Annotated in this window: 19 protein-coding genes and 5 pseudogenes; 13 read left to right on the top strand and 11 right to left on the bottom strand. The window is 70.4% G+C overall.

The window, feature by feature from the left end; genetic code table 11:
• The first annotated feature begins 1 nt into the window (after window position 1).
• The 7 genes from PBV52_RS04715 to paaE all read left to right on the top strand — a co-directional run bounded on the left by PBV52_RS04715 (window position 2) and on the right by paaE (window position 6314).
• Window positions 2-1558, top strand: a complete 1557-nt coding sequence (locus tag PBV52_RS04715) for a DUF6519 domain-containing protein (protein WP_274236991.1) — start codon at window positions 2-4, stop codon at window positions 1556-1558.
• Complete coding sequence (locus tag PBV52_RS04710; RefSeq protein WP_274236990.1) at window positions 1558-2454, top strand: peptidoglycan-binding protein; 897 nt, start codon at window positions 1558-1560, stop codon at window positions 2452-2454. The genes PBV52_RS04715 and PBV52_RS04710 overlap by 1 nt, the downstream gene beginning before the upstream one ends.
• Before the next feature lie 117 nt (window positions 2455-2571).
• Complete coding sequence (gene paaA, locus PBV52_RS04705) at window positions 2572-3558, top strand: 1,2-phenylacetyl-CoA epoxidase subunit PaaA (RefSeq protein ID WP_373921828.1); 987 nt, start codon at window positions 2572-2574, stop codon at window positions 3556-3558.
• Complete coding sequence (paaB, locus tag PBV52_RS04700) at window positions 3555-3857, top strand: 1,2-phenylacetyl-CoA epoxidase subunit PaaB (RefSeq protein WP_274236988.1); 303 nt, start codon at window positions 3555-3557, stop codon at window positions 3855-3857. The genes paaA and paaB overlap by 4 nt, the downstream gene beginning before the upstream one ends.
• A 10-nt stretch (window positions 3858-3867) precedes the next feature.
• Window positions 3868-4695: a 1,2-phenylacetyl-CoA epoxidase subunit PaaC gene (gene paaC, locus PBV52_RS04695; RefSeq protein ID WP_274236987.1), complete on the top strand. Its 828-nt coding sequence runs from the start codon at window positions 3868-3870 to the stop codon at window positions 4693-4695.
• Entirely contained in the window at window positions 4689-5198 is a 510-nt protein-coding gene (gene paaD / locus PBV52_RS04690; RefSeq protein ID WP_274236986.1) for a 1,2-phenylacetyl-CoA epoxidase subunit PaaD, read from the top strand. The genes paaC and paaD overlap by 7 nt, the downstream gene beginning before the upstream one ends.
• Entirely contained in the window at window positions 5199-6314 is a 1116-nt protein-coding gene (gene paaE, locus PBV52_RS04685) for a 1,2-phenylacetyl-CoA epoxidase subunit PaaE (RefSeq protein ID WP_274236985.1), read from the top strand. It abuts the gene before it with no gap.
• A 104-nt stretch (window positions 6315-6418) separates the two neighbouring features.
• Here paaE and PBV52_RS04680 read toward each other — a convergent pair.
• Window positions 6419-6868, bottom strand: a pseudogene (locus tag PBV52_RS04680) (hypothetical protein); the annotation flags it as partial.
• Window positions 6869-6999: 131 nt separating this feature from the next.
• Here PBV52_RS04680 and PBV52_RS04675 point away from each other — a divergent pair.
• Window positions 7000-7953, top strand: a complete 954-nt coding sequence (locus PBV52_RS04675; RefSeq protein WP_274236984.1) for a Dyp-type peroxidase — start codon at window positions 7000-7002, stop codon at window positions 7951-7953.
• A gap of 80 nt (window positions 7954-8033) precedes the next feature.
• Here PBV52_RS04675 and PBV52_RS04670 read toward each other — a convergent pair whose 3' ends face one another.
• Complete coding sequence (locus PBV52_RS04670; RefSeq protein WP_274236983.1) at window positions 8034-8426, bottom strand: DUF5997 family protein; 393 nt, start codon at window positions 8424-8426, stop codon at window positions 8034-8036.
• Window positions 8427-8484: 58 nt separating this feature from the next.
• Between PBV52_RS04670 and PBV52_RS04665 the strand changes: the two genes are divergently transcribed.
• Complete coding sequence (locus PBV52_RS04665; RefSeq protein ID WP_274236982.1) at window positions 8485-9291, top strand: LysR family substrate-binding domain-containing protein; 807 nt, start codon at window positions 8485-8487, stop codon at window positions 9289-9291.
• 71 nt (window positions 9292-9362) lie between these two features.
• Here PBV52_RS04665 and PBV52_RS04660 read toward each other — a convergent pair whose 3' ends face one another.
• From PBV52_RS04660 to PBV52_RS04640, 5 genes are all read right to left on the bottom strand, one after another.
• Window positions 9363-12212 (bottom strand): beta-L-arabinofuranosidase domain-containing protein, encoded by a 2850-nt coding sequence (locus PBV52_RS04660; RefSeq protein WP_274236981.1) that lies wholly within the window; start codon window positions 12210-12212, stop codon window positions 9363-9365.
• Between the two features lie 115 nt (window positions 12213-12327).
• A complete protein-coding gene (locus PBV52_RS04655; RefSeq protein ID WP_274236980.1) occupies window positions 12328-16317 on the bottom strand; it encodes an ATP-binding protein in 3990 nt (1329 codons plus the stop codon).
• A 69-nt stretch (window positions 16318-16386) separates the two neighbouring features.
• Window positions 16387-17847 (bottom strand): S8 family serine peptidase, encoded by a 1461-nt coding sequence (locus PBV52_RS04650; RefSeq protein ID WP_274236979.1) that lies wholly within the window; start codon window positions 17845-17847, stop codon window positions 16387-16389.
• Window positions 17848-18080: 233 nt separating this feature from the next.
• Entirely contained in the window at window positions 18081-18776 is a 696-nt protein-coding gene (locus tag PBV52_RS04645) for an HAD family phosphatase (RefSeq protein WP_274236978.1), read from the bottom strand.
• Between the two features lie 19 nt (window positions 18777-18795).
• Window positions 18796-19278, bottom strand: coding sequence for an Lrp/AsnC family transcriptional regulator (locus tag PBV52_RS04640; protein ID WP_274236977.1), 483 nt, complete (start codon window positions 19276-19278; stop codon window positions 18796-18798).
• A gap of 198 nt (window positions 19279-19476) precedes the next feature.
• Here PBV52_RS04640 and PBV52_RS04635 point away from each other — a divergent pair.
• Window positions 19477-19826 (top strand): annotated as a pseudogene (locus PBV52_RS04635) (FUSC family protein); the annotation flags it as partial.
• Between the two features lie 38 nt (window positions 19827-19864).
• Here the strand turns inward: PBV52_RS04635 and PBV52_RS04630 are convergent.
• Both PBV52_RS04630 and PBV52_RS04625 read right to left on the bottom strand, forming a co-directional pair.
• Window positions 19865-21337 carry an APC family permease gene (locus tag PBV52_RS04630; protein WP_274236976.1) on the bottom strand — a complete coding sequence of 491 codons (1473 nt, stop codon included), beginning with the start codon at window positions 21335-21337 and terminating at the stop codon, window positions 19865-19867.
• 55 nt (window positions 21338-21392) lie between these two features.
• Window positions 21393-22127, bottom strand: coding sequence for a FadR/GntR family transcriptional regulator (locus PBV52_RS04625; protein ID WP_274236975.1), 735 nt, complete (start codon window positions 22125-22127; stop codon window positions 21393-21395).
• Between the two features lie 320 nt (window positions 22128-22447).
• Between PBV52_RS04625 and PBV52_RS04620 the strand changes: the two genes are divergently transcribed.
• Window positions 22448-23887 (top strand): amino acid permease, encoded by a 1440-nt coding sequence (locus PBV52_RS04620; RefSeq protein ID WP_274236974.1) that lies wholly within the window; start codon window positions 22448-22450, stop codon window positions 23885-23887.
• Between the two features lie 288 nt (window positions 23888-24175).
• On the opposite strand, the gene PBV52_RS04615 is transcribed toward PBV52_RS04620, so the two are convergent.
• A complete protein-coding gene (locus PBV52_RS04615) occupies window positions 24176-24346 on the bottom strand; it encodes a hypothetical protein (RefSeq protein ID WP_274250015.1) in 171 nt (56 codons plus the stop codon).
• A 466-nt stretch (window positions 24347-24812) separates the two neighbouring features.
• On the opposite strand from PBV52_RS04615, the pseudogene PBV52_RS04610 reads away from it, so the two are divergent.
• Together PBV52_RS04610 and PBV52_RS04605 are read left to right on the top strand one after the other, a co-directional pair.
• Window positions 24813-24911 (top strand): annotated as a pseudogene (locus PBV52_RS04610) (IS5/IS1182 family transposase); the annotation flags it as partial.
• Between the two features lie 7 nt (window positions 24912-24918).
• A pseudogene (locus tag PBV52_RS04605) lies at window positions 24919-25182 on the top strand (hypothetical protein); the annotation flags it as partial.
• Window positions 25183-25209: 27 nt separating this feature from the next.
• On the opposite strand, the pseudogene PBV52_RS04600 reads toward PBV52_RS04605, so the two are convergent.
• Window positions 25210-25541: pseudogene (locus tag PBV52_RS04600) on the bottom strand (transposase); the annotation flags it as partial.
• Window positions 25542-25709: the final 168 nt, after the last annotated feature.

The following is a 25709-nucleotide window of genomic DNA, read 5'->3' as shown; positions in this document are numbered from 1 at the left end:
CATGCACGCTGATCTCTCCCGCCTCACGTTCCGCCCGGAACGGCGCTACTCGGCGGTCATCGCCCAGCAGGGCCGCGTCCAGCTCGACGCCGACCTCAACGAGCAGACCGCGATCCAGCTCCACCAGGCCCGCACCCTCGCCGCCGACCTGATCGGCCGGCACGGCGGACCGCGCGACGCCGTGGGCTTCAAGATCGATTACGTGGGCGGCAAGCACGACATCGACACGCTGCACATCCAGGGCGGCCGCTACTACGTCGACGGCATCCTGGTCGACGCGACCCGTCCGGCGCCCGGCGTACCCGTCCCGGACGACGACGCAGCCGACGAGCAGGAGCAGGACGCCGTCGCTCCGCCCGCGTACTGGACCTACTGGGACCAGCCCGACGGCTTCCGCGACCCGGAGAAGCCCGGCGACCGGCTGCCCTCGCCCGCCACGTCGCCGTTCGTGGTCTACCTGAACGTGTGGGAGCGTGCCGTATCCGCCGCCGAGGACCCGGCGCTGCGCGAGGTCGCGCTCGGCGCGGCGATGCCGGACACCACCGCCCGTGTGAAGGTCGTCTGGCAGGTGCTGCCGCTGTCGCTGGCCGCGCTGGACATCGAGGAGACCGACCCGTCCAAGGAGGTCGTCCGGGCCGCCTTCGACAAGTGGGCCCGCAAGCAGGCCACGCCCACCGCGCGCCTGGCCGCCCGCAGCGAGCGGCCCGACCACGCCGACGAGGACCCGTGCCTCGTGAAGCCGGACGCCCGCTACCGCGGCCAGGAGAACCAGCTGTACCGCGTCGAGGTCCACGCGGGCGGCGAGGCGAAGGACGCCACCTTCAAGTGGTCCCGCGAGAACGGCTCGGTGGTCTTCCCGGTCGACGAACTCGACGGCACCTGGGTGCAGTTGGCGTCCCTCGGACACGACGACAAGCTGGACCTGGACGTCGGTGACCACGTGGAGCTCACCGACACCGGCTACGCCTCCCGCCTCGAACCGCTGCCCCTGCTCCGGGTCGAGGAACTGGACCTGCCGGGCCGCCGGGTGCGCCTGTCCGCCGAGCCCGACCAGGCCGTCGGACGGCTGCCCCACCTCAACCCGTTCCTGCGCCGCTGGGACCACCACGAGGGGCCGAAGCGCAAGGGCCGTACGACGGCCCTGAAGGGCGGTGCGGTTCCCGTCGCGGAGGGGGAGTGGCTGCCGCTGGAGGACGGGGTCGAGGTGTACTTCGCCAAGGGCGCCACCTACCGCACCGGCGACCACTGGATCATCCCCGCCCGCACCGCCACCGGAAGCGTCGAGTGGCCCACGGACGCGGCCCGCCGCCCGCTGCTGCGCGGCCCCTTCGGTATCGCCCGCAGCTTCGCGCCGCTGGCCCTCGTCAAGGGCGAGGGCGGCACCGTCGACCTGCGCCTCGCCTTCAACCCGATGGCCAGCAGCATCCCGGCCGCGGACGAGGCGACGCTCGCGGCGGAGGAGCAGGCGCGCCGCGAGGAGCAGCTGGCGGAGGACCCCTCGGGCGGGAGGTCGCAGACCACCGCGGATGCGGAGGCGGCGGCGGAGGGAGACGAGTAATGGCCAAGCCCCTGAGCGCGTCGAAGATGGTGGAGATCCTCCGCGCGGAGGGTCTGACGGTGCACGAGGTGCGCAGCTGGCGTACCCACAACCGCAACAGCAAGGGCGCCTGGGGCCCGGTGAACGGTGTGATGATCCACCACACCGTCACCAAGGGCACCGAGGCGTCGGTGAACATCTGCTACAACGGCTACTCCGGCCTGCCGGGCCCGCTCTGCCACGGCGTCATAGACAAGAAGGGCGAGATCCATCTCGTCGGCAACGGCCGTGCCAACCACGCCGGCCTCGGCGACAGCGACGTCCTGCGCGCCGTGATCAACGAGTCGAAGCTGCCGCACGACAACGAGGCCGACACCGACGGCAACGCCCGCTTCTACGGCTTCGAGTGCATCAACCTCGGCGACGGCAAGGACCCCTGGCCCGAGGCGCAGAAGGAAGCCATCGAGAAGGTCTCGGCCGCGATCTGCCGCCACCACGGCTGGAGCGAACGCTCGGTCATCGGCCACAAGGAGTGGCAGCCCGGAAAGCAGGACCCGCGCGGCTTCACCATGGACGGCATGCGCAAGCGCATCGCGCAGCGGCTGAAGGACGGCGGTGGCGGTGGCGGTGAGCCCGCCCCCGACCCGAAGCCCGTGCCCAAGCCGAAGTTCGTGCCGTTCCCCGGCAGTGGCTTCTTCCACATCGGTCAGAAGTCCCCGATCATCACAGCCATGGGCCGCCGCCTGGTCGCCGAGGGCTGCGGCCGCTACGAGGAGGGCCCGAGCCCCGAGTGGACCGAGGCCGACCGCCGCTCCTACGCCGCCTGGCAGCAGAAGCTCCACTTCAAGGGCAAGGACGCGGACGGCATCCCCGGCAAGGTCAGCTGGGACAAGCTGAAGGTGCCTGACGCGGGCTGAATGAACGGCCCGCGCCGGAGCCGCCCTGAATACCCCGAGGAGGTATTCAGGGCGGCTCTGACTCATGTGACGGGTCTTGCTCGGCACCGGAAAACAAGTCACACTGGTACCGAACGAATGGTCGGTTGGGAAGCCGGAAGTCGGAAGCTGGTATCGATGACGGAGCAGCTGCAGGAGCACTTCGATGCGACGATCTCGCGCGACCAGCGGATCGAGCCGCGGGACTGGATGCCGGACGGCTACCGCAAGACGCTGATCCGCCAGATCGCGCAGCACGCCCACTCGGAGATCATCGGCATGCAGCCGGAGGGCGAGTGGATCACGCGCGCGCCGTCGCTGCGCCGCAAGGCGATCCTCTTCGCCAAGGTGCAGGACGAGGCCGGGCACGGCCTGTATCTGTACTCGGCGGCGGAGACCCTGGGCGCCGACCGCGCGGACCTGACGAACCGGCTGATCGAGGGCCGCCAGAAGTACTCGTCGATCTTCAACTACCCGACCCTCAGCTTTGCGGACGTCGGTGTGATCGGCTGGTTCGTGGACGGCGCGGCGATCTGTAACCAGGTGCCGCTGTGCCGCAGTTCGTACGGGCCGTACGCGCGCGCGATGGTGCGGATCTGCAAGGAGGAGTCGTTCCACCAGCGGCAGGGCTACGAGCTGCTGATGACGATGATGCGTGGCACCGAGGCCCAGCGGGAGATGGTGCAGGACGCCGTGAACCGCTGGTGGTGGCCGTCGCTGATGATGTTCGGTCCGCCCGATGACGCCTCGCCCAACTCCGCGCAGTCGATGGCCTGGAAGATCAAGCGGCACAGCAACGACGAGCTGCGCCGGCGCTTCGTCGACATGACCGTCCCGCAGGCCGAGAAGCTCGGCGTGACCCTGCCCGACCCGGAGCTGCGCTGGAACGCCGAGCGCGGCCACCACGACTTCGGCACCCCCGACTGGGACGAGCTGATGCGGGTCATCAAGGGCGACGGGCCGTGCAACGACCAGCGAATGGAGCGGCGCAGGAGCGCCCACGAAGAGGGCGCCTGGGTGCGGGAGGCGGCCACCGTCCACGCGGCCAAGCAGGCGGCCCGCGAACGGAAGGGAGCGGTGGCATGACCGCCGACGACGCCAAGAAGCAGGACTGGCCCTTGTACGAGGTGTTCGTGCGCGGCAAGCGCGGGCTCAACCACGTGCACGTCGGCTCGCTGCACGCCGCCGACGACCGGATGGCGCTCACCCACGCGCGCGACCTGTACACGCGGCGCAACGAGGGCGTCAGCATCTGGGTGGTGCGCAGCGAGCACATCGCCGCATCCACGCGCGACGAGAAGGACCCGTTCTTCGCGCCCAGCGCCGACAAGGTCTACCGCCACCCGACGTTCTACGACATCCCCGACGACGTCCCGCACATCTGAAGGAGAGGGCATGAGTGACGACCACGTCTATCTGACCCTCGCCGAGGGACACGAGGACGACGCCCGCTGGGCCTACGGCACCGGCTTCGAGGACCCCCTGCACGGCGTGGACACCACGGTGCCCGACGGCATCGACGGCGGCGAACTGGCGGCCCTGTGTGTCGCGCTCGCCGACGACGCCCTGGTGTCGGCCCAGCGCCTCGCCGAGTGGATCACCCGCGCCCCCGAGCTGGAGGAGGAGGTGGCGCTGGCCAACATCGGCCTCGACCTCCTCGGCCAGGCCCGCCTGCTCTATTCCCGCGCCGGCCAGGCCGACGGCTCCGGCCGCGACGAGGACGCCTACGCCTACTTCCGCGACGCCGGCGACTTCCGCAACGTACGCCTGGCCGAAGTACCCAACGGCGACTTCGCGTTCTCGATCGTGCGGCTCCTGCTGCTCTCCAGCTGGCGCCTCGCCCACTTCGAGCGGCTGGCGGACCACCCGGACCCGGTGCTGGCGGCGATCGCCGCGAAGGGCGTCAAGGAGCTGGCCTACCACCGGCAGTACGCCGCCGAGTGGGCCGTGCGCCTGGGTGACGGTACGGACGAGTCGCACCGCCGGACACGCCGGGCCCTGGAGCAAGTGGCCCCCTACGTGGGCGAGTTGTTCACGGCGTGCGACGTACGGGACGAGGTCGTCGCCGTTCTGCGCCAGGTCACCGCGGCAGCCGGACTGCCCATGCCGGTGTACCGGCCGCTGCCGGGATCCGGCCGCGACGGCGAGCACACCGAGCATCTCGCCCCGTTGCTGGCCGAGTTGCAGGGCGTGGCCCGGGCCCACCCGGAGGCGACATGGTGACCACCCTGCTCGACGCCCGGCGCGCCCGGCACATCGCCGAACAGGTGCCGGACCCCGAGCTGCCCATGCTCACCCTGGCCGACCTGGGCGTCCTGCGGGGCGTCGAGCTGACCGCGGACGGGACGGTGGTCGCGAGCCTGACCCCGACCTACTCGGGCTGTCCGGCCATGGCCGAGATGCGGGCCGACGTCGCGGCGCGGCTGCGTGACGAGGGGTACGCCCGTGTGGAGATCCGTACGGTCCTCGACCCGCCCTGGACCAGCGACTGGATCACCCCGGCCGGCCGCCGCAAGCTCGCCGAGTACGGCATCGCCCCGCCCGGCCCCGCACCGCGCGGCGGCCCTGTCCCGCTCGTGCTGTCACCCACCCGCCAGGCGGTGTCGTGCCCGCGCTGCGGCTCGGCGGACACCGAGGAGACCTCCCGCTTCGCCGCCACGTCCTGCAAGGCGCTGTGGCGCTGCCGCGCCTGCCGCGAGCCGTTCGAGTACGTCAAGGAGATCTGAATGGAAGGCCTGAGGGAAGCACAGCCGGCTGCCGCGGTACGCCCGCGCACCCGCCGCCGTCCGGCCTTCCACGCCCTGCGCGTCGCCGCCGTGACGCCCCTGTGCGCGGACGCGGTCGCCGTCGGCTTCGACATCCCGGCGGCGCTGGCCGAGGAGTTCGCCTTCGCGCCCGGTCAGTCGCTGACGTTGCGCCGCGAGATCGACGGGCGGGACGAGCGGCGGTCGTACTCGATCTGCTCGCCGGTCGGGTCGAGCCCGCGGATCGGCGTACGGGTGGTGCCCGGCGGCCTGTTCTCGTCCTGGCTCGTCGACGACGTACGCCCCGGCGACACCGTCGAGGTCATGGCCCCCACCGGCGCCTTCACCCCCGACCTCACCACGCCCGGCCATCACGTACTGATCGCGGCGGGCTCCGGCATCACGCCCATGATGTCCATCGCCGAGTCCGTCCTGGCTGCCGACTCCCGCTCGACGGTCACCCTCTTCTACGGCAACCGCCGCACCGACACGGTGATGTTCGCCGACGAGCTGGCGGACCTCAAGGACCTCTATCCGGCCCGGTTCCAGCTGGCTCATGTGCTCTCCCGCGAGCCGCGGGAGGCCGAGGTGCTCTCCGGCCGTATCGACGCCGACCGGCTGTCGACGCTCGTCGACGCGCTGGTCGATGTACGGAGCGCCGACCACTGGTGGCTGTGCGGCCCGCACGGCATGGTCCGGGACGCGCAGCGGGTGCTGGAGGGACTCGGCGTCCCGGCGGAGCGGGTGCACCAGGAGCTGTTCTACGCCGACGACGAGCCGGTACGCGAGGCGCACCACGAGGAGGCCGGCCCGACGGGACCCGTCAGCGAGGTCACCATCACCCTCGACGGCCGTTCCACCACCGCCGCCCTGCCACGGGAGCGCACCGTCCTCGACGGCGCCCAACGCAGCCGCCCCGACCTGCCGTTCGCCTGCAAGGGCGGGGTTTGCGGCACCTGCCGGGCCCTGGTCACCGACGGCAAGGTGGACATGCGGCGCAACTTCGCGCTGGAGGCGGCCGAGGTGGCCGCGGGCTATGTGCTGACCTGCCAGTCCTACCCGGTCTCCGAGACGCTGACGGTGGACTACGACAGCTGACCGGCGGTGAGCGCCGATCGGCGTCGGCCGGAAGAGTTGAGTGGCGAGGAAAGCGAAAGGACTAGTTCAAGAAGGAGTTGAGAAGGAAGTCCCTTCATGGCCTACAACGCCAGGTAAAGGGCGGTGACTTCGCTGTCCGCGTCGTCGCCCAGCTGCAGCACCGTCACACGGTCGCCGGCCGCCGCGATCAGCTCCTCGTGGTGGCCCAGCATCTCGGCGTACGTGTGCTGGTAGCGGCCGTACGACGGAAGGGTGAGCAGGTCGACGACGCCGTCGCTCAACTGCTCCAGCACGCTCGCGCGCGTCGCGTCGTCGGCGAGCGCCTCGGCGATGCAGCCCGTCCAGAAGTCGTAGGTGTCCGGCACGTTGGCCGGGAAGTCGATGAAGTACGCGTTGTGCCGCACATGGTCGCCGACCATCTCGCGGACCGTGCCCAGCGTCCGCACCGCGGTGTCGGCGACCGTGCCCTCGGACAGCCCCGACAGACGGGCCAGCAGCTCCTCGAGACGGTGGACCATTCCCGGATGATCCCAGATGCGTACGTGCGTTCGCATGCGGGTTTTCTGCGGCGAACACGGCTTTCCGCACGCCTCGCACTAGTCATATGTGCGGAAATTTGGCGGGTATCGCTCGCGGTTCGGCCGGGCATCGTTAGTTGGCGGGGTCTGAGGGTGAGAGGGGAACCATGCCGTCGTCGTCGATGCGGTTGACCGATGCACAGTCACAGCCGGTGCTCAGTCCGCCGGCGCCCGTCGCTGTCTTCCTGGTGGTCACGATCGAGCCGGGCGGCGAGAGCGAGGTCCGCGATCTGCTCGCCGGGCTCGCGGGGCTGGTACGGGCCGTCGGATTCCCCAGTCCCGACGGCGGCCTGTGCTGCGTGGCCGGAGTGGGGTCCACGGCGTGGGACCGGCTGTTCGGTGACCCGCGCCCCCAGGAGCTGCACCCCTTCAAGGAGCTGGAAGGGTCACGGCACCGCGCCGTGTCGACCCCCGGCGACCTGCTCTTCCATATCCGTGCCGCCCGCACGGATCTGTGCTTCGCCCTGGCCGCCGAGATCATGAAGCGGCTGCGCGGCGCGGTCACCGTCCAGGACGAGGTTCAGGCCTTCGCCTACTTCGACTCGCGCAACGTCCTCGGCTTCGTCGACGGCACCGAGAACCCGGTCGGCCAGGCGGCGGCCGAGGCGGCGGTCGTCGGGGACGAGGATCCCGTCTTCAGCGGCGGAAGCTACGCCATCGTCCAGAAGTACCTGCATGACGTGGATGCCTGGGAGGCCCTGGCGGTCGAGGCCCAGGAGAAGGTGATCGGCCGCTCCAAGCTGACCAACATCGAACTCGACGTGCCCGGCTCCCACAAGGACGTGAACACGGTCACCGGCCCGGACGGGGAGGAGCTGGAGATACTGCGCGGCGCCATGCCGTTCGGCAGGCCCGGACATGGCGAGTTCGGTACGTACTTCATCGCCTACGCCCGGACGCCCGAGATACCGGAGGCCATGATGCGGAAGATGTTCCTGGGCGGCCCGGAATCCGGCCCCGACCCCATCCTCGACTACTCGCGGGCCGTCACCGGAACCCTCTTCTTCATCCCGCCGGTCACTTTCCTCGAGTCGATCCAGGAACGGTCCGTGACGGACTGAGCCGGCGGGAGGCGTGGGCGGGTTCCCCGGCCGGGCTTCGGCGGACGGAACCCGCCCACGGCGAGACCGTGCGGGCGAGGTCAGGGGCGCTCGGTGGCGCGCTCCGCGTCCCGCTCCTTCAGGCGGGCCGCCTCCTTGCGGACCTCGGCCTGGGTGGCGCGCTCCTTGTGCAGCCACTCGGGCTGCTCCTGCTTCAGCGCCTCGATCTGCTCGGTGGTGAGGGGCTCCGTGACACCGCCGCGGGCCAGGCCCGCGATGGAGACGCCCAGCTTCTGCGCCACGACCGGGCGGGGGTGCGGGCCGTCGCGCCGCAGGTCGCGCAGCCACTGCGGCGGGTCCGCCTGCAGCGCGTTCAGTTCCGCGCGCGTGACGACACCCTCCCGGAATTCGGCGGGGGTGGCTTCGAGGTAGACACCCAGCTTCTTGGCCGCGGTCGCGGGCTTCATGGTCTGGGTGCTTTGGTGCGACGTCATGGTCTCAAGGGTATCGACTGGGTGAACCGCCGCCGACCACGGCCGGTAACCTGGCCAGGTGACAGGCTCGGAAGCACCCCCTTCGTCCTCGGAAGCAGCCCCTTCCTTCCGGCTCGCCTACGTCCCGGGAGTGACACCCTCGAAGTGGGTGCGGATCTGGAACGAGCGCTTCCCCGAGGTCCCTCTGACCCTCCACGCGGCCACCGCCGCCGAGGCGTCCGACCTGCTGCGGAACGGTGCCGCCGACGCCGGATTCGTACGGCTGCCGGTCGACCGTACGTTCTTCAGCGCGATCCCCCTTTACACCGAGACCACGGTCGTCGTCGTCCCCAAGGACCACGTCATCACGGCGGTGGAGGAGGTGACCACGGACGACCTGGCCGACGAGGTCGTCTTCCACCCCCTCGACGACGTCCTCGACTGGGAGCGGCCACCGGGGCAGCCCGCCTTCGAGCGCCCCGCGACCACCGCGGACGCCGTCGAGCTCGTCGCGGCGGGTGTCGGCCTGCTCGTCGTACCCCAGTCGCTGGCCCGTCTCCACCACCGCAAGGACCTCACCTACCGGACGCTCGTGGACGCCCCCCAGTCGAGCATCGCCCTGTCCTGGCCGCAGGACGCGACCACCGACCTGATCGAGGACTTCATCGGCGTCGTCCGCGGCCGCACGGTCAACAGCACCCGGGGCCGCACCACGTCCCAGACCCCGGCAGCCCCGGAGCAGCCCAAGCGCAAGCGCCCCGAAGGCACCGGCAGCCCCCGCCGCCAGCCCGGAACCGGCCGCAGCCTCCGCGCCGGCTCCGGCGGCGCCAAGGGAGCCAAGGGAGCCAAGGGCACCGGCCGAGGCAAGCCCCGCCGCCGGTCGTAGCGGGAGGGCGTGCGCCGCACGTGCAGCAGGGCCCCGAGTCCCGGACCCGGGGCCCTTGGGCGGGCGGCGGCTCAGGGGGCGTACGTGGCCTGCTCCGCCGTACGTACGACCGTCTGGCCGTCCGCCTGGCTCAGCAGGCCCGCGGTCACCCACGCGTTCACGGTGGACCGCACACGCGAGACCAGTGCACTCTTGCCGCTGAAGGGCGCGCCGGCCCAGATCTCGTCCAGGAGTGTGGTGCCGTCGGACTTCGCGGGATTGGCGACGCCGGAGTCGGTGTTGCCGAGGACGACCCGGGGTTCGGAGCGCCGGAAGTAGGCGTGGGTCGGGTCCTCGGTGCCCTCGAAGAAGGGGGCGAACTTGGTGCCGCCCAGGGTGTAGTGGAGCGGTTTGCCGGACACCGCAGTGAGGGACGGCAGCAGGTCGCCGGAGAGTCCGGCGTTGCGGTACAGGCCCAACTGCAGGTAGTCGGTCGAGGAGTTGCGGCCGACCAGGTTGACGGGGCCGTAGAACAGGGTCTGCAGGGACGGATCGTCGAGGGCCTTCTCGACCCGGAGCCGGAACGGCAGGGTGACGCGCACGGTGTCGCCGCTGCGCCAGGTCCGGGACACGGTGAAGTAGCTGCCCGCGGCCGGAGTGCCGCCGACCGCGCTGCCGTTGACGGTCACCTTGAAGCCGCCGGCCGCCCAGGACGGCACGCGCAGCTTCAGCTCGAACGACGCGCTGCCTCCGCCGATGGTGATCGTGGAGCCCTGCTCCCTCGGGAAGTCCGTGCTCTGCGTGACCGTGACGCCCTTCTCGGCCCAGGTCAGCGTGGACGGGCTGTACAGGTTGACGTACAGAGCATTCCCGTCGGCCTTCTTGAAGTACACCGAGTCCTGGTACTTCGTGGCGCTCTCCATGCCGGTGCCCTCGCAGCAGGTCGTGCCCTGCTTGGGCGTGTAGTCGCGCACGTGCCCGGGCTTCAGGCCGATGAAGTACGTGACGAGCGGCTTCTCCGCGTCGGCCTTGTCCTGCTTGGAGCCGAGCACCTGGTTGTACAGCGCCCGCTCGTAGTAGTCCATGTACTTCGGGTCCTGCTCGTGGAAGAACAGCATCCGGCTCAGCTTGAGCAGGTTGTGTGCGCAGCAGGTCTCGGCGTTGGTGTCGCTGATCGTGCCGGCGATGACCCCGCGGGCCTTCCAGAACTCGGCCGTGCTCGTCCCGCCGATGCCGTACATGCGCTGCGGGACGACCATGCCCCAGAAGTTCTTGGCGGCGGTGAGGTAGCGGCTCTCGCCCGTGGCGTCGTACAGCCGGACGTAGCCGGTGAAGATCGGGATGTGCTGGTTGGCGTGCAGGCCGTCCAGGATGTCGGTGTTCGCGGCGCAGGCGTCTATGAGCTTGTCCAGGTCGAACAACTTGGCCAGGGCGAGGTGTTCGGCCTTGCCGGTGATCGAGTGCAGGTCGACGATCGTCTCGACGATGCCGCCGAACTCGCCGCTGGAGAAGATGCCCCACATGCGCTGGAGGGTGGCGTCGGGCAGCTTGGACAGCCGGGAGTACATCCAGTCGCACATGCCGGACGCGAGGTCGAGGGCCCGGGCGTCGTCGGTGGCGAGGTGGGCGTCCAGCAGGCCCTTGAGGATCTTGTGCGCGGTGTAGTACGGCGCCCACACCTTGGTGTAGTCCCCGCTGGTCATCGACTCCAGCTCGATGAACTGGGTCTCCGGGTACGCGGCGAGGAACCCGGGGTGGCTCGGCCCGCCCCAGGTGCGGCGCAGGGTGGCGGTCAGCCCGCGCCCGGAGGCGTCCGCGAAGGTGCCGCCGGTGGTCTCGAAGAAGTCGTACGACGCCAGGTTGCCCCGGCCGGCCGAGGTCGCGGAGGCCCGGTTGCTCTGCAGCGCCGTGATCTCGGCGGCGGTCAGGGCCCGCGACCAGACGTTGAACTCGTCGAAGGCGCCCGCGAACACCGGGTCGCCGGAGAAGTTCGAGCGGCCGAGCCAGTTGTTCGCCAGGGTGCCCAGCGCCGACGGGTTGAGGGTCATCGACGTGTTCTGGGCGACGGCCGTGCCGTTGACGTACAGGGTGCCGGTGCTGCCGCTGATCGTCACCGCGAGGTGGCTCCACTGGTTGAGCGGGAGCGCGGCGGTGCCGTTGAGGCCCTGCTCGCCGCCGGGGCCGTTGGTGGTGACGGCGAAGCGCGGGATGCCGCTCGCGTTGCGGGCGACCAGGTACATGTACCGGGTGTTGTTGTTGCCGAAGTCGAAGACGCGGGCCCAGTTGGCGTTGTGGGTGGGCTTCACCCAGGCCGACAGGGTGATCGCGGAGGCGCCGCCGAGCACGGCGGCAGGCAGGTCGACGTACTGGTACGAGCCGCGCACGTTCTCCTGGGCGGTGCCGAACTTCCCGGCGACGCTCAGCATCCGAGGGTCGCGGCGCAGCGCCTCGCGCACCTCGGTGAGCGCCCCGACCATGGTCCCGATCTTGTCGGCGTAGGCCGGGTCCCCGGTGCTCGCGTACGCCTGCGACAGCATGCTCAGGAAGTGGCCGGTGTAGTGGCCGCGGAGATTGCCGTTGGCCTCGCCGTCCAGCCCCTCCCAGCCGCCCGGGGCTACCGCGCCGCCCGTGGAGAGCCCGGCGTTGGCGCGGAAGACCTGCAGGAGCCGGTTCACGTCGTAGCCCCGGCCGTGATCGAGCATCAATTGGCGCTTGCCGGTGAAGATGCCCGGCCTGAGGGCCACCTCGTCCAGGGCGAAGGGCTGGACGGTCCAGGCGGGCGGGGCGGCTGCCGCGGCCTGCGCCGCCTGCCCGGCGGCCGCAGCCTGAGCCCCCGGAACGGCGGCCGAGGCCCGGCCTGTTGCCGCGAACGAGACCGCGGGGGTCGCCGCCGCCAGCGCCGCGGCCTGGAGAAGGGATCGTCTGGAGAGGGGCGGTGCCATGTGTGCTCCTCTGCGAGGTCAACGCAGGTTCGGAATATCGAACAGTGTACGAATGGTCGACCAGACGTTATGTGTGGGCTGAGGAGGCGTCAACGGTGCTGACGGGATTTGGCGCTCAGGAATGGGGAGGGCGGGGCACGCGCGCCAGGGCGGCTCTGATCGTGTCGGCGGGGTCGGGGACGGGGATGCCGAGTTGGTTCAGGAGGGAGGTGATGTGGCGGATGCCGGTGCGTTTGCGGAGGGCCGTCTTGTGCAGGTACTGGAGCGGGAAGTTGCCGACGTCCGGAACATCACCCACGTCCAGCTCGTCCGCGCGGATGAGTTTCAACGCCTCGCTGAAGGAGAGGCCTTTGGGGAGGCTGTCGTGCGAGGTGGCGATGTTGCAGGCGTGCAGGCGCTTCGCGATGGCTGCGGGCCGGTCTCCCAACTGCCGTGCGGCCAGAAGGACTTGACTGAACGGAACCGCCTCGTCCGTGTTGATGAACCACCAGTTGAACGGGCTGCCCTCCCACAGCATCTCCCTGTCCAGCGAGGTGGGCCGACGGGGTACCTCCAGCGCGATGTCGAATCCGTAGGCACGCATGCGGCGGATCTTGTGGCGGAGATCGTCGAGGTCCTGGACGCCGCTGAAGACGCTTCCGTAGGACAGCGGCCCCGGAGGAACGAGGAACTCGCCGTAGACCTCGTCGTCAAGAGCCCAGAGGTCGTCCAAGGAGGCATCGGCGGGGAACGGCTCGGGCAGGGCGAACCCGAGGGCGGCGAGCCTGGCCAGTACCTCCGTCGGCTCCAGCTCGAGTTCACTCGCCGCATGCAGAACATGGCCTGGGGGTGGTGTCCGCGCCCGGTCCAGCCAGGGAGACTCACCGGTCACGTTCCTGCTCAGCAGGGAGAGGGTCTCCGGCGTCGGGTGGTCCGGCAGCCGACCGGGGTCGCTGCGCAGCCCGTGGGCCGCGAGCCGCCGGCAGACCTCGGGTACGGGTATGGCGAGCCGGATGCTCGCGTCCGCGATGTGCCCCGGTGGCACCACGACGTCAGGATCCAGGCAGCCGCGGGCAGGCTTCCCCGGCTTTTGCCAGAGCAGTTCGTCCTTCTCCGCGGCCTGACACAGGGCCACCACTTTCTCCGGTACGTCGGCCCCGAAGTCCCGCAGAAGTTCGGCCGTCGCGGCGACCGTGTCGTTGATGCGGGCCACCGCTTGCATGAGGTCGGCGGAGTCGAGCGGCTTCTCCCGGACGAGGCTCTCGCCGTACTGCGTCCTGAAGGCGTGGCTGTTCGCCGTGGTGAGCTGCGCTCCGGGCGACCATTTGCGGGGATCGGTGTCCGAAAAGCCCAGCGCGGCCAACCGGGCGGCCACGTCGCGCGGCGTGCACTGGACTGTGTCGGCGGATTGCGCGATGCCGCTCAGGTCGCGGGCCCCCCGGCGCCACCTCGGTGAGTCGGTGCTCTGCTGGTCGTGCAGGAGCAGCCACTGGTCGGAGGGAGTCGGCCGGAGCACTGGGCGGTGGTCGTCGATCTCCGGACACACTTCCGACAGCTTCCGAAGGGCGCGTGCGGGACGGCGGGCGAGGAGCCGCCACACGTACACGTGGTCCGGTGCGTCCCCGTCCACGTGAGCCCACGGGCCACCACCGTACGCGCTCTCTTCGCTGGGCTCCCTCGGGACGAGAGTGAAGTCCCCCGGGAAGTAGCCGGTCTGCGGACCGCCGAACTCCACCCCCTTGAAGGTGAGTTCCCGGCCGCGCGAGAAGAGTGCCCGGTCCACGACGTCCGCGAGCGCCGCGCTGTCCACGGCCACTCGATTCAGCCACCAGAAGTCCGGCAGCCCCTCGTCGCCCTCCGCCAGAACATCGGTCGCCTTCTCCAGCAGCTCCCGCACCGCGGCGGTCACATCGTCCAGCACATGCCTGCGGTCCACCGACAGCATGGCAGGGGCGGACGGACCACGCAGGTTCACCACCGCCCCGGTCAGCCCGAGACCCGTCGCCGAGAAGACCCCCTTGCGCACCGTCGGCTCGACGACCACGCCGTCGACCAGCAGCGCACCGCCGTGCTCGCACCAGACGACCTGCGCGCCCCGGGGATCCTCGGCCCAGGCCAACTGCTCCCCGTACGCGTGCAGTCCGGTGTCGGCCCGGTCGGGCCGCTCCCGCTCCTTGAGCCGCCCGGGCTCCCAGTCGCTGCTCAGAGCACCTTTCCGCGCGGTCGTCGGGAACTCCGCGATGGCGAGCACCCGTTCCAGGACGTCGATCACGGACCAGCTCTCCGGTGCGACGTCGGAACGCAGATACAGCCGGACGCGGGTACCCGGTTCGCGCCCCCGCGCTCTGGTCTGCACGATGCGGAAGAGGTGCCCCGGACCGCAGATGGACACCTCGTACACGGGCCCGGGGACACCGTCGGCGTCCATACGGCACGTCGTGACCCGGATCTCCTCGGCGAGCATGAAGTAGCTGAGCACACCGATCCCGAACCGGCTGTTCGGGTACAGCTCGACCGGCGGATCCAGCGCCTCCCACCGGGCCCGCTCCAGCTTGAACTCCAGCTGTTCCGCGAAGCGTGCCCCCGCGTGGGAGAAGACACCGCGAAGTTCGGCCTCGCCCATGCCGATGCCGTCGTCCTGGCAGTCCAGATACGGCCGGCCCTTTTCGTCGGTGTCCTGGACGAACGAGATGCTGCCGGTGTACGCCGCGCCGGAGGAGCCCGTCGTGCGGTCGAGGTACTCCTGCCGCGCGCGCCGGTAGCGGCAGGCGTCGAGCGCGTTCTGGTACAGCTCCCGGACGGCCAGGTCACGGTCCTTGTACAGCTCGATCCCCATCGCCAGATCGAGGACCCGGCGCCCGTCGCTGCGGAACCTCGCATACCCGTCGAAGGCGCCGCGGCTCGGCAGCACGCCGTCGGCGGACAGCCGGGTGGGGAGGTCCGGCATGGGCTCGTTGACGCGTTCGCGGGTGGTGCGCCGTACCGCGTGCAGCAGGGCGTCGGCCCGCGCCGTGTACTCCCGCAAGCCCTCGACGACCGCTTCGTGACGGCACTGCGCGCGCAGTACGGGAAGTTCGCGCGAGCCTCCCCACTCCGCCGCCGTGAGGGTGCGGCGCAGCTCGGCGAGGTCCACCGGGTAGGGGATGGCGAGGTGCTCGGCGACGATGTCGGGCAACGCCGTCATCTCGACGGACATGCCGTACGCCAGGGCCAGCAGGAGGGCGGCACGCTGGAAGCGGATCTGCTGATGACCGGGGCCGCAGCGGACGCGGTCGTCGGCGGGCAGCAGATTCAGGAACTCCGGATGGCACACATCGGGTCCCCGGCGCAGCGCGTGCAGCAGGACCGTCACCCGGTCGGCGGCCAGCGCGCCGCCCAACTCGGCTGCGGGCTCGCCCAGTTCGGCCAGCAGGGCGGGGACCGAGTCGGCCTCCGAGAACTCCTCGTGCTGGGCCAGCCTGCGGTGGTAGAGCCACCAGCCGACGAGCGGTTCGGCCTCCGGGTCCCGCAGGGCACGCTGGACGAGCGCGTCACTCTCCTCCGCGAAGAGCTCGTACGCCTCCCTGCGGGGCCCGGCGCCCGGGTCGGGCTGCAGGGACCAGGGGCGGACCTCCGCGAGCCGTACCGCCCGCCGCAGGTAATGGACCCGGTGGAGGAGGGGGAACAGGACGAGGAGGGCCGCCTCGGCCGGATAGAGGTCCAGGCTGTCCGATCGGGGTCGGCCCTGGATCTGGCCCTGGATCTGGCCCTGTGCCTGGCCCTGTGCCTGGCCTTGGGGTGGCTCGCCGAGCAGCCAGTCGACGTTGTCCAGGAACGCGGTCGCGATCCGTGAGTCGCACCAGGGATCCTGCTCCAGCGACCCCTCCCACTCGTCCCGCATGCCGGCCAGTCGGAACGCCACGGCCGCGACATACCGGCGGTGGTGGCCGGTGTCGCGGCCGGCCGGCACGTGCTGCCAGACGCAGGACTCGAGGGCCTTGCGCACCCAGGGGTCCGACGCGACGGGTTCGGCCTCCGACGACGCAGCAGCCGTATGAAAGTGAACTTCACCGATCGACTGGGCCTGGACGACGGCTTTCGCCACGGTGTTGCCGCCCACGACGTTACGGGTGCCGCCCTCCGTCAACCTGCCGCTCCCTTCAGGCACTTCCCCAGAATCTAGAGGAGCGACGCCCGGGCGTGGCCGGTTTCGGCGTTACGGGTTGTGGTGCGTGAGGACGAAGTCCAGCGCCGCGCTCACGTTCACCAGCCCCGCCCCGGTGGCCTCGTCAGGGCCGCGGCGGGCCGGGATGTCGAAGGCGTTCTTGCCGGTGGTGACGTCGGTGGCGGTTCTGGCGAGGGCGTCGGTGACCTCGTCGGGCGTGAGCCCGGGGCGGGCCTCCAGGAGCAGTGCCGCCGCCCCCGCGATCTGCGGTGCCGCCGCCGACGAGCCCGAGAACAGCGCCCAGCCGTCGTGGGGTGACGTCCCGTCGTCCGCATCGCTCTCCTCGACGTCGATCGTGCAGCCGGGCGGAATCGGGAGCATGAGGTACTGGGCCAGGGGCGCCAGGCCGACCAGTCCGGAAACCGTGGGGACGACGACGCCGTCGAACCAGGGGCTGGCGTAACCGCTCGTGTAGTCCGACGCCCGCAGCTCGCCCTGCGGACCGGAGAACACCCCGCCGACCGACAGCACTCCGGGAACCTGCGGCTCGATCGAGAAGTGGCCGTTGCCCGCGGCGAAGACGACGACGATGCCCTCCTCCAACGCGTCCCGGATCTCCAGCGCCCACAGCCGGTCGAGCTCAGGCAGTGGCCCGTCCTCGGGGAAGCGGGTCGGCGTGCCCCAGGAGTTCGTCAGGACCTGCGGCTGTCGCGCCTTCGCGCGCAGGAAACCTCCCATGGCGGCAATGAGAACGCCTTCCTGGTTGCTCGCCCGGTACGGACGCAGGCGTACGCCGGGCGCCACGGCGAAGATGTTCGCCGACTCACCCGTGCCGTGCCCGACGGGATCCTCCGCCGCATCGGTCCCCGGTACGACCGCCAAGGTCCGGGCCACGTCGTAGTCGTGCTCGGTGAAGTACGCGTGCGGAGCCTGTCCCGTATCCACCATGGCGACCTTCACGCCCCGCCCCACGCGCCCCTGCTGGTGTGCGGGCGTGGCGTTGAGCAGGCGGGCCACGTCGTCGGGAAGGGTGAGATGGAAGTCCGCGACCAGTGGCGGATCGGCGGTCGCCGGGTGCAGCCGCATGGGCACGCGCGGCTCCTCCAGCGCGACCGCCTCGATGGTGTCCTCACCGGGCGCGGCGCCGATGCCGAGGGCTCGGGGCTGACGGTCGCCGATGATGTCCAGGTGCGTCACGGAGCGCTCTCGGCTCATCTCGACCCGCTGGCGCACTTCGTAACTGGCGATCCTGCCGGTGGTCAGCTGTTCGTACGCCGCCGGCGAGCCGGCCACGGCGAATCCCAGGCGGCTCTCGGCGGTCACCGTCAGGCCGGCCTGGCGGGCGTACTCCTTCGCCCGTTCCCGGACGCGCTCCTCGGCCCGGAACGGCGCGGCCGACTCGAAGCGCCTCGCCTGGGTCATCGGTACCCCGCCCTGCGACCGCGCGGCCACATAGCCGTACACGGTGTCCGGAACGTTCTGCTCGTAACTGGGCGTCTTCGCAGCAGCCATCGGTCCCTCCGGGATGGTGGAGCTCGGGACGCATGCGTCACGGCAGCCGGCCACGCGCGCCGAGCATGGGTGTCGGCAAGGAGGTGACGGACCTCGCGGTGTTCGCGAGTGCCTGTGGAACGGCTCGTGCGGGAGCGCGTACCAGTCTCAATCCTCCCATTGGATGCCTGGCGTCGCAAAAGGTGCTAATCGGAAGCTCAGTTGGTCCGGTTGGTCGAGTCGGTCCAGTTGGTCTAGTTGGTCCAGTTGGAGCGTAGGAGCCAGTCATACGCTCCCCGCGCCGTGAACTCCCTCTGGCCGCCCCGCAGTAGCAGGCCGGCGGTCACGAACTCCGGGGCGTCCGCCTGCGCGGCCACGTACGGGATCGCGATGCAGCGCATCCCGGCCGCGTGCGCGGCGGCGGCGCCGGGGGCCGCGTCCTCCAGGACCACGCAGTCGCCCGGTGCCGCGCCGAGCCGGCGGGCTGCCTCCAGGAAGACGTCGGGGGCGGGCTTGCCGCGCTCGACCTCGTCGGCCGAGACGACGGTGCGCAGATGGGCGTCCAGGCCCGTGCCGGCGAGGATCGCCGTGATGGCCCGGTGCGACGAACCGGACGCCACGGCCATGGGGACCCCCTCGGTCGCCAGCAGCTCCACGAACGCGCGCATCTCGGGGTACGCGCGCGTGGCGGTGCGGGCGAGTTCCAGATAGCGGCGGTTCTTGGCGGCGAGCAACTCGTCGACGGAGGCCCGCAGGCCGTACTCCCGCTTCCAGAGCGTGACCGTCTCGAACGTGCTGATGCCGACGTACCGTTCGTGATCCGCCCATGTGAAGTCGGGAACCCCGTGCTCGGCGAGGAGCTGCCGGCCCGCCTCGTAGTAGTTGGGCTCGCTGTCCACGAGCGTCCCGTCGAGATCGAAGATGACCGAGATGCCGCTGAGACCGCTCATGGACCCAGGATGTCAAAGGTCATTTCCGGGCCGCCGCCGCCCGCCCGATCGACTCCACCAGCGGCAGCAGCCGGTACGGGACGCGCTCACGCAGGGCCACCTCGGAGCGGGTGCGGACCACGCCGGGCAGGCTGATCAGCTTCTGGATCACGTCCTCCAGGTGTGCGTTGTCGCGGGCCACCACGCGGGTCAGCAGATCCCCGCCGCCCGTGATCGAGAAGGCCTCGACGATCTCCGGCACGGCGGCGAGGGCGTCGCCCACGTCGTCGAGATGGCCCTGGGTGACCTCGATGTGCACGAAGGCCAGCACCGGGTGGCCGAGGGCGGCGGGTGACAGCATCGGCCCCGTGCCGGTGATCACGCCGTCCCGCTCCAGCCGGTCGAGCCGGGCCTGCAGCGTGCCCCGCGCGACGCCGAGGACACGGGCGTACTCGCGCACGCTGGTGCGGGGCTGTTCCAGCAGCAGCCGCAGGATGCGGGTGTCGAGCTCGTCCACGGCCATGACGTCCGGCCTCTCCTCGTCCGTGGTCCGTTGCCTCGCTGGTGGACGCTCCAGGACCGAAATGTCTGTGCCAATGGCCCAGCATATTCGACGTCAATTGTGCTGAACAGGGCGTTCCTGGCGCCGGACCCGGGCCGGACGCGGCTGCGCTTCGCCGTGCGGGCCGCGCTCGGCATCAGGCTCGCACTTCTTCGTGGCTCCCTGCTCACGGCGTCCGTCGTGCGCTTCGGGCTGTGGTGCCACGAGCGCCGCCTGCCCCGGCACCCGTGCCCGCACCGCCGGCCGGCGGCTACCTGGCCCGGGTGACCACGCGCCAGGCGATCCAGGCCACCGCCGGCGCGGGCTTCGCCCTGGTCATGGGGCAGTTGGTGTCCGGGCAGCACTGGTACTGGGCCGTCGGCGCCACCTGGTGGATCTTCGTCAACACCACCTCACGCGGCGATACGCTCGTCCGCGGCTTCCGCCGGGTCCTCGGCACGGCGATCGGCATCGGCCTCGGCCTGCTCGTCGCCGTCCCGCTGAACGGCGCGGGAATCGCGACGGCCGTGGCGAGGAGGGCGTGGTCGACGAGGGCGGATCCTTCGGCTCACTCCGCGTCGGCGACGACCGAGCCCACCCGCTCGGCCAGGCCGGGGTCACGGCGGACCAGGAGGGTCGCGTAGCCGACGGCTGCGAGCAGGGTGGCCAGGGCCGCGTAGGGGAACCAGCTGTACGGGGCGGGCTGGCCGGGCTTGGCGAGGTAGTAGAGCGGGACCAGGATGGCGAGGGCGCCGATCGCGGGCAGCACGAGGTGGCGGACGGTCCGGAACTCCTGGGGGCGGTATCTGCGGTAGTACAGCGGTAGCGCGATGTTGGACGCGAGATAGACCAGCAGGATCAGAATGGCGCCCAGGCTCGACGACTCCGTGAAGAAGACCACCGGGTTCATCGAACCGCCGTCGGACCCGAGCAGATGGCCCAGGCCCCAGCCTCCGATGATCAGCAGTGCGGTGACGGCGAAGGTGACGATCGCGTTGTTCGGCGTACGACGGATGGGGTGGACGTAGCCGAAGAAGGACGGCAGCAGTCCCTCGCGTCCCGCGTTGAACACCAGGCGGGCCTGGGAGTTGATGCCCGCGATCAGTACGCCCAGGGTGGAGGTCAGGCCGCCGACATAGGCGAGGAGCGCCAGCGCGCCGAGCGTGTGGTGGGCGACGTCGATGAAGGGGATCGGGGAGGCGCCGAGCCGCTCCACGTCGTAGCCGAAGCCGGTCACCGTGGCGTAGGAGAAGAGGATGTAGCTCACGGTCATGATCGCGACGGAGGAGAACACGGCGCGGCCGACGTTGCGCCGTGGGTTCTCCGTCTCCTCGGCGAGTGCGGCCGAGTTCTCCCAGCCGATGAACAGGTACACCGCGAGCGGGAAGCCGGCCGCCAGCCCTTTGAGGCCGTGGGTGAGGTGGTCAGGCTGGAACGGGGTGGTGGAGAGGTTGCCACGGTGCTCGATGAGCGTCGCGACCGACACTACGACGAGCACCAGCATCTCCACGCCGAAGAAGTAGCCGGCCCACTTGGTGGAGACCACGATCCCGCGCAGCATCAGTACCACCGACAGCCCGGTCAGCAGCAGCGTCCAGATGATCCACGGCAGGTCCACACCCGTGTAGTGGTGCAGGGTGATCTGCACGAAGCCGCCCGAGATCGCGATCACCGAGGCCATCGCGATGATGTAGCCGAGTCCGGCCAGCAGGGCCGTGGTCACCGCGCTGACCGGCCCGAACGTCCGGCCGACAAAGGTGGTGAAGCTGCCCGCCGAGGGGTGGGCCCGGGAGAACTCGGCCAACGTGTTGCCGAGCAGTGCGACCGCCACCCCCGCCGCCACGATGGTCAGCGGCGATGCGACCCCCGCGGTGGTGGCCAGGAAGGCGAAGCCGAAGAAGAAGCTCATCGCTGGGCCGACGTTGGCCATCGTGGCGGCGGCGATGTCCGCCATGCCGAGGACGCCGCCGCGCAGCCGCTGGGGCGCGCCGCCGACGGGGCCCGACGTCGACGACGGGCCGACAGCTCCGGGGTCCGGCATGGCGACAGCTCCTTCTGGGGGATGACGACACGGGGAAGGGAAGGAAGAGAAGAGATCAGTGCAGGCCGGCGTGCCGGTGTGCCTTCACCGCGTGTACCGCCGGGTCCATCGCGCCGCGGGTGAGCTCGTCGAGCAGGTCGGCGTGGCAGCGGTTGCGGGCTCGTACGACCGCGGGGTCCGGCGCGGGCCCCAGCAGGCACTGCCGGCCGAGCAGGTCGGCCGCGAACTCACGGATCCCGGCGCCGCCGAGGGCCTCCGCGAGGCCGAGGTGGAAGCGGGTCTCCAGCTCCAGCAGCCGGGCCGGATCCTCGACCAGGTCCATCTCCTCGACCAGTGCCCGCAGCCCGTCGAGTCGCCCGTCCGGGACCTCGCCCGTGTTGTGCGCCACGAGACCGCATTCGAGCAGCAGATGGAAGGATTCCAACGCGGCCGCCTCGTCGGCGTCGTGCAGTACGGCGACGACCGCGTCCCAGTCGGCGGCGACGAAGGTCCCGCCCGCCCGGCCCCGCCGGCGGTCGAGCAGGCCGTCCTGGCACATGGCCTCCAGCGCGCGGCGCACGGTGATCTCACTGATTCCCAGTTCCTCGGCGAGGACGCCCGCGTCCGGCAACCGGTCTCCCGGCGCCACGGACCTCAGGCGGACCCGCAGGGCGATCCTGGACCGGACGAGCTCCGCTCCCGTGGGGCCCCGGCCGGCCAGGACGCGGGTGTCCCATGCCCCGCCGACCGGCGCGGACCGCGCGGGCACCGGCTGGTTGTAGGGACCGAACTTGCCCGCTGCATTCACCACGACGCCACCCTAACGGCCTGTCGAGCGCGGGCAGGGCCCACGGCGACGGCATCCGCACGGAGGGTTCTCGCGACCATGCCGCGGTGTGGTGCATGGGGGCTCCCCAGGGGACCGGAACACGGGGACGACAAGGGGACGACAAGGGGCCGAGACGGGGACGAGACGGGAACGGCGCGGTGGCAGTCACGGAGGACGGCAGTCGCCGTACACGCTGCACGAAAAATAGAGCAAGGTGAACAGTTAAACAAGTCTTGTTCTTTTAGATCGTACTGAACTAATTTCCAGGGGCCCTGGTCCGCACTCCCTCCATGGATGTCGAGATGACCACAACCGTCCCCAAAAGCCCTCCCACAGAGCCCGAGTCCGGCCTGCAGGCCGGACTGAAGAACCGCCATCTGTCGATGATCGCGATCGGCGGTGTCATCGGCGCCGGCCTGTTCGTCGGCTCCGGCTCCGGCATCGCCGCCGCCGGCCCCGGCATCCTGATCTCGTACGCCCTCGTCGGCGTCCTGGTCGTCCTCGTGATGCGCATGCTCGGTGAGATGGCCGCGGCCAACCCCACCTCCGGCTCGTTCTCCGCCTACGCCGACCGCGCGCTGGGCCGGTGGGCCGGCTTCACCATCGGCTGGCTGTACTGGTTCTTCTGGGTCGTGGTGCTCGCCGTCGAGGCGACCGCCGGGGCCAAGATCCTGGCCGGCTGGATACCGGCGGTCCCGCAGTGGGGCTGGGCCCTGATCGTCATGGTCGTCCTCACCGCCACCAATCTGGCCTCGGTGAGCTCCTACGGTGAGTTCGAGTTCTGGTTCGCCGGCATCAAGGTCGTCGCGATCGCCGCGTTCATCGTGGTCGGCGGCCTCGCCATCTTCGGTCTGCTGCCCGGCTCGGACCACCCGGCGAGCGGCTTCTCCAACCTCACGGCGCACGGCGGCTTTCTACCGAACGGACCAGGGGCGATACTCACCGGCGTCCTGATGGTCGTCTTCTCCTTCATGGGCAGCGAGATCGTCACGCTGGCGGCGGGTGAGACCGCGAACCCGCAGGCCGCCGTCACCAAGGCCACCAACAGCGTCATCTGGCGGATCGCCGTGTTCTACCTGGGCTCGATCCTGATCGTGGTCTCGCTGTTGCGCTGGGACGACCCGGCCATCCTCAAGGACGGCTCGTACGTCGCCGCCCTCAGCTCCGTCGGCATCCCGCACGCCGGCCAGATCATGAACGCCATCGTGCTGACCTCGGTGCTGTCCTGTCTCAACTCCGGCCTGTACACGGCCTCCCGCATGGCCTTCTCCCTCGGCCGCCGCAGCGACGCCCCGGCTGCCTTCGGTCGGACGACGGACCGTGGCGTCCCGCGCTCGGCCATCCTGGCCTCGGTGGTCTTCGGCTTCGTCGCGGTCGCCTTCAACTACCTGTGGCCGGACACTGTCTTCCAGTTCCTGCTCAACTCCTCCGGCGCGATCGCCCTGTTCGTCTGGCTGGTGATCTGCTTCTCCCAGCTGCGGATGCGCAAGATCATCGAGCGGGAGTCCCCGGAGAAGCTGGTCGTACGGATGTGGCTCTACCCCTACCTGACCTGGGCCACCATCGCCCTCATCACCTTCGTCCTGGGCTACATGCTCACCGACACGGCCGACGGCGGCGGCCGCGACCAGGTCGTCCTCTCCACCCTGGTGGCCTTGGGTGTGGTGGTCTTCGCCGTGGTCCGCCAGCGCCGGGCCGCACGGAACGGGACACACACGCCGGACCGCGTCACGGCGTCTTAGGAGGAAGAAGTACCCGCTTCCGCCCCGATCCCCTCGGTGGTGGCATGAGCTTCCCCAGTCATGCCACCGCCGCGGCGTCGCTCTGCGGAGGGCGGTGCCGGCCGATCACGCCGAGCGGCTGCGCAAGGCACTCGCCGGGATCGGCAGTGGGTAAGCCACCGCAGGCGGTGGCCGTGACGCTCATGTGACGCTCCGGGCCCCTGAAGGTACGTTCAGCGAGCCGAAGAGATGCTCCTGAGCTGCAGGTTCTCTCGCCCTCGTTGACGCTGAGACGATTCCGATGACCCATCACGTGGAGCCGACGCCGGACGGGCTGGCATGGGCACTGTCGGTGCCTGCAGGCGCGACTGAGCCGTAGAGGAAGAAGTCGTACCACTCGATGGTGGTGCCGATGAGGCTGGCGGCGACGATGCGACGGAGGTTCGCGGGTGGTGGGGGAGCGGTGGTTCCGGAGGCCATGTGCGCCACTTCCTCGTGTGCGGTGGGGGCGGGTACGTGTTCGCACACCGTAGAAACGTGCAGGTCAGGCGCACATGTGGTGGGGCAACATAGTTCGGGCTGAGGTTATGCGTGGGGCCACCATGCCTGCTCGCGGCGCGGCGGCTGAGAGGTCAGGAGAGGGCGAAATTGGTGCTGTCCGGGAAGCGCAGTTGAGGGTGATTTGACGGTGGCCTGCTGACTCCCGTGCTGGTTTGGTGCCGACTAAATTCCCACGTCATCACCCGTGTTCGCCTCTCCCGTGCTGACTTGGTGCTGACTACGCTCCGTAGAACTCGGGCATCAGGGGCGGATCGGGCCCTGAGCTTCGCTGCGGCAAGTGGCCCGAACGAAGGCCGAGCCGGTCGATGCGACTCGGTCTCTGGGCGGGTGAGCGCGGTGCCGGGACTGGGTTCGGTGCGTGGTCGTCCCAGTAGGTACCGCTCGCGCTGCGGCCGCGCGCCGACGGTTCCGTGAGGGCACTGTGCTCATTGTGGACGGCACCTTGGTGCCCACGCGTGACCAGGCGGTGGCCGAGCAGTCGAAGACATCTCATGTCGGACTGGGCGGAGTGGGCGATCGCCCGCAGGCGGGTGTGCACCGTCCTGGCTCCGGACAACGGCAACATCTCTGATCAAGAGGCCGCCCCCGGCCCGCAGGACACGGACCCGCGCCCGGCGCCCGGGCAGGCGGCGAGACCGAAGTCGCAGGTGCCGGTATGGCGTGAGGGACTGGCCTGGTCGGTGCTGTCGGTGGACTATCAGCGCATCCTCACCACGCTCGCGGACCGGCACCGGCTCCATCAAGGGCCGCTGACGCAGGCGTGGGTGCGGCGTGAGAATCACGCGGGCCAGGACGGTGACGGCCTGCCCGGCTTCGCTGTCGTCAGGAAGGGGGCGGTGGGCGTGCCGGTCGGTCCGCAGAATGTCGGCCAGGACCCGGGCGTCAGCTGCGTCGGACTTGACTCGGGAGACACTGGCGCGATCGCGGTAGCGGGCGGCGGCCAGTGGGTTGATCGCGTCGATCCTGCGGCCGGTGGCGCGCAAGCCGGCGACGAGCAGCCCACGGGGGTCTCGATGGCGACCGGGATTGGGTCCTCGGCACTGTCGCCGTGTCGGGCAAGCAGTTCCATCAGGGTGTGGAAACCTGCGCTGTCATCGCTGATCCGTAGCTTGGCGCCGTGAGCACACCGCGTACGTCTCCGAGTCGGGCAAGCGCATGCTGTACGCCATCGACATCGAATCTGGCAAGAAGGTCACGTCCGTGACCCTGCCTGAGAGCACGAACGAGCTGTCAGGCGTCGTCACCGGCCAGTGATCGTGCGACCTCGGTGAGGCCGGGCCAG

Source organism: Streptomyces sp. T12 (assembly GCF_028736035.1).
Taxonomy (GTDB): Bacteria; Actinomycetota; Actinomycetes; order Streptomycetales; family Streptomycetaceae; genus Streptomyces.
The sequence above is the reverse complement of the archived record's forward strand: the minus strand, read 5'-3'. Positions and strand labels throughout refer to the sequence as shown.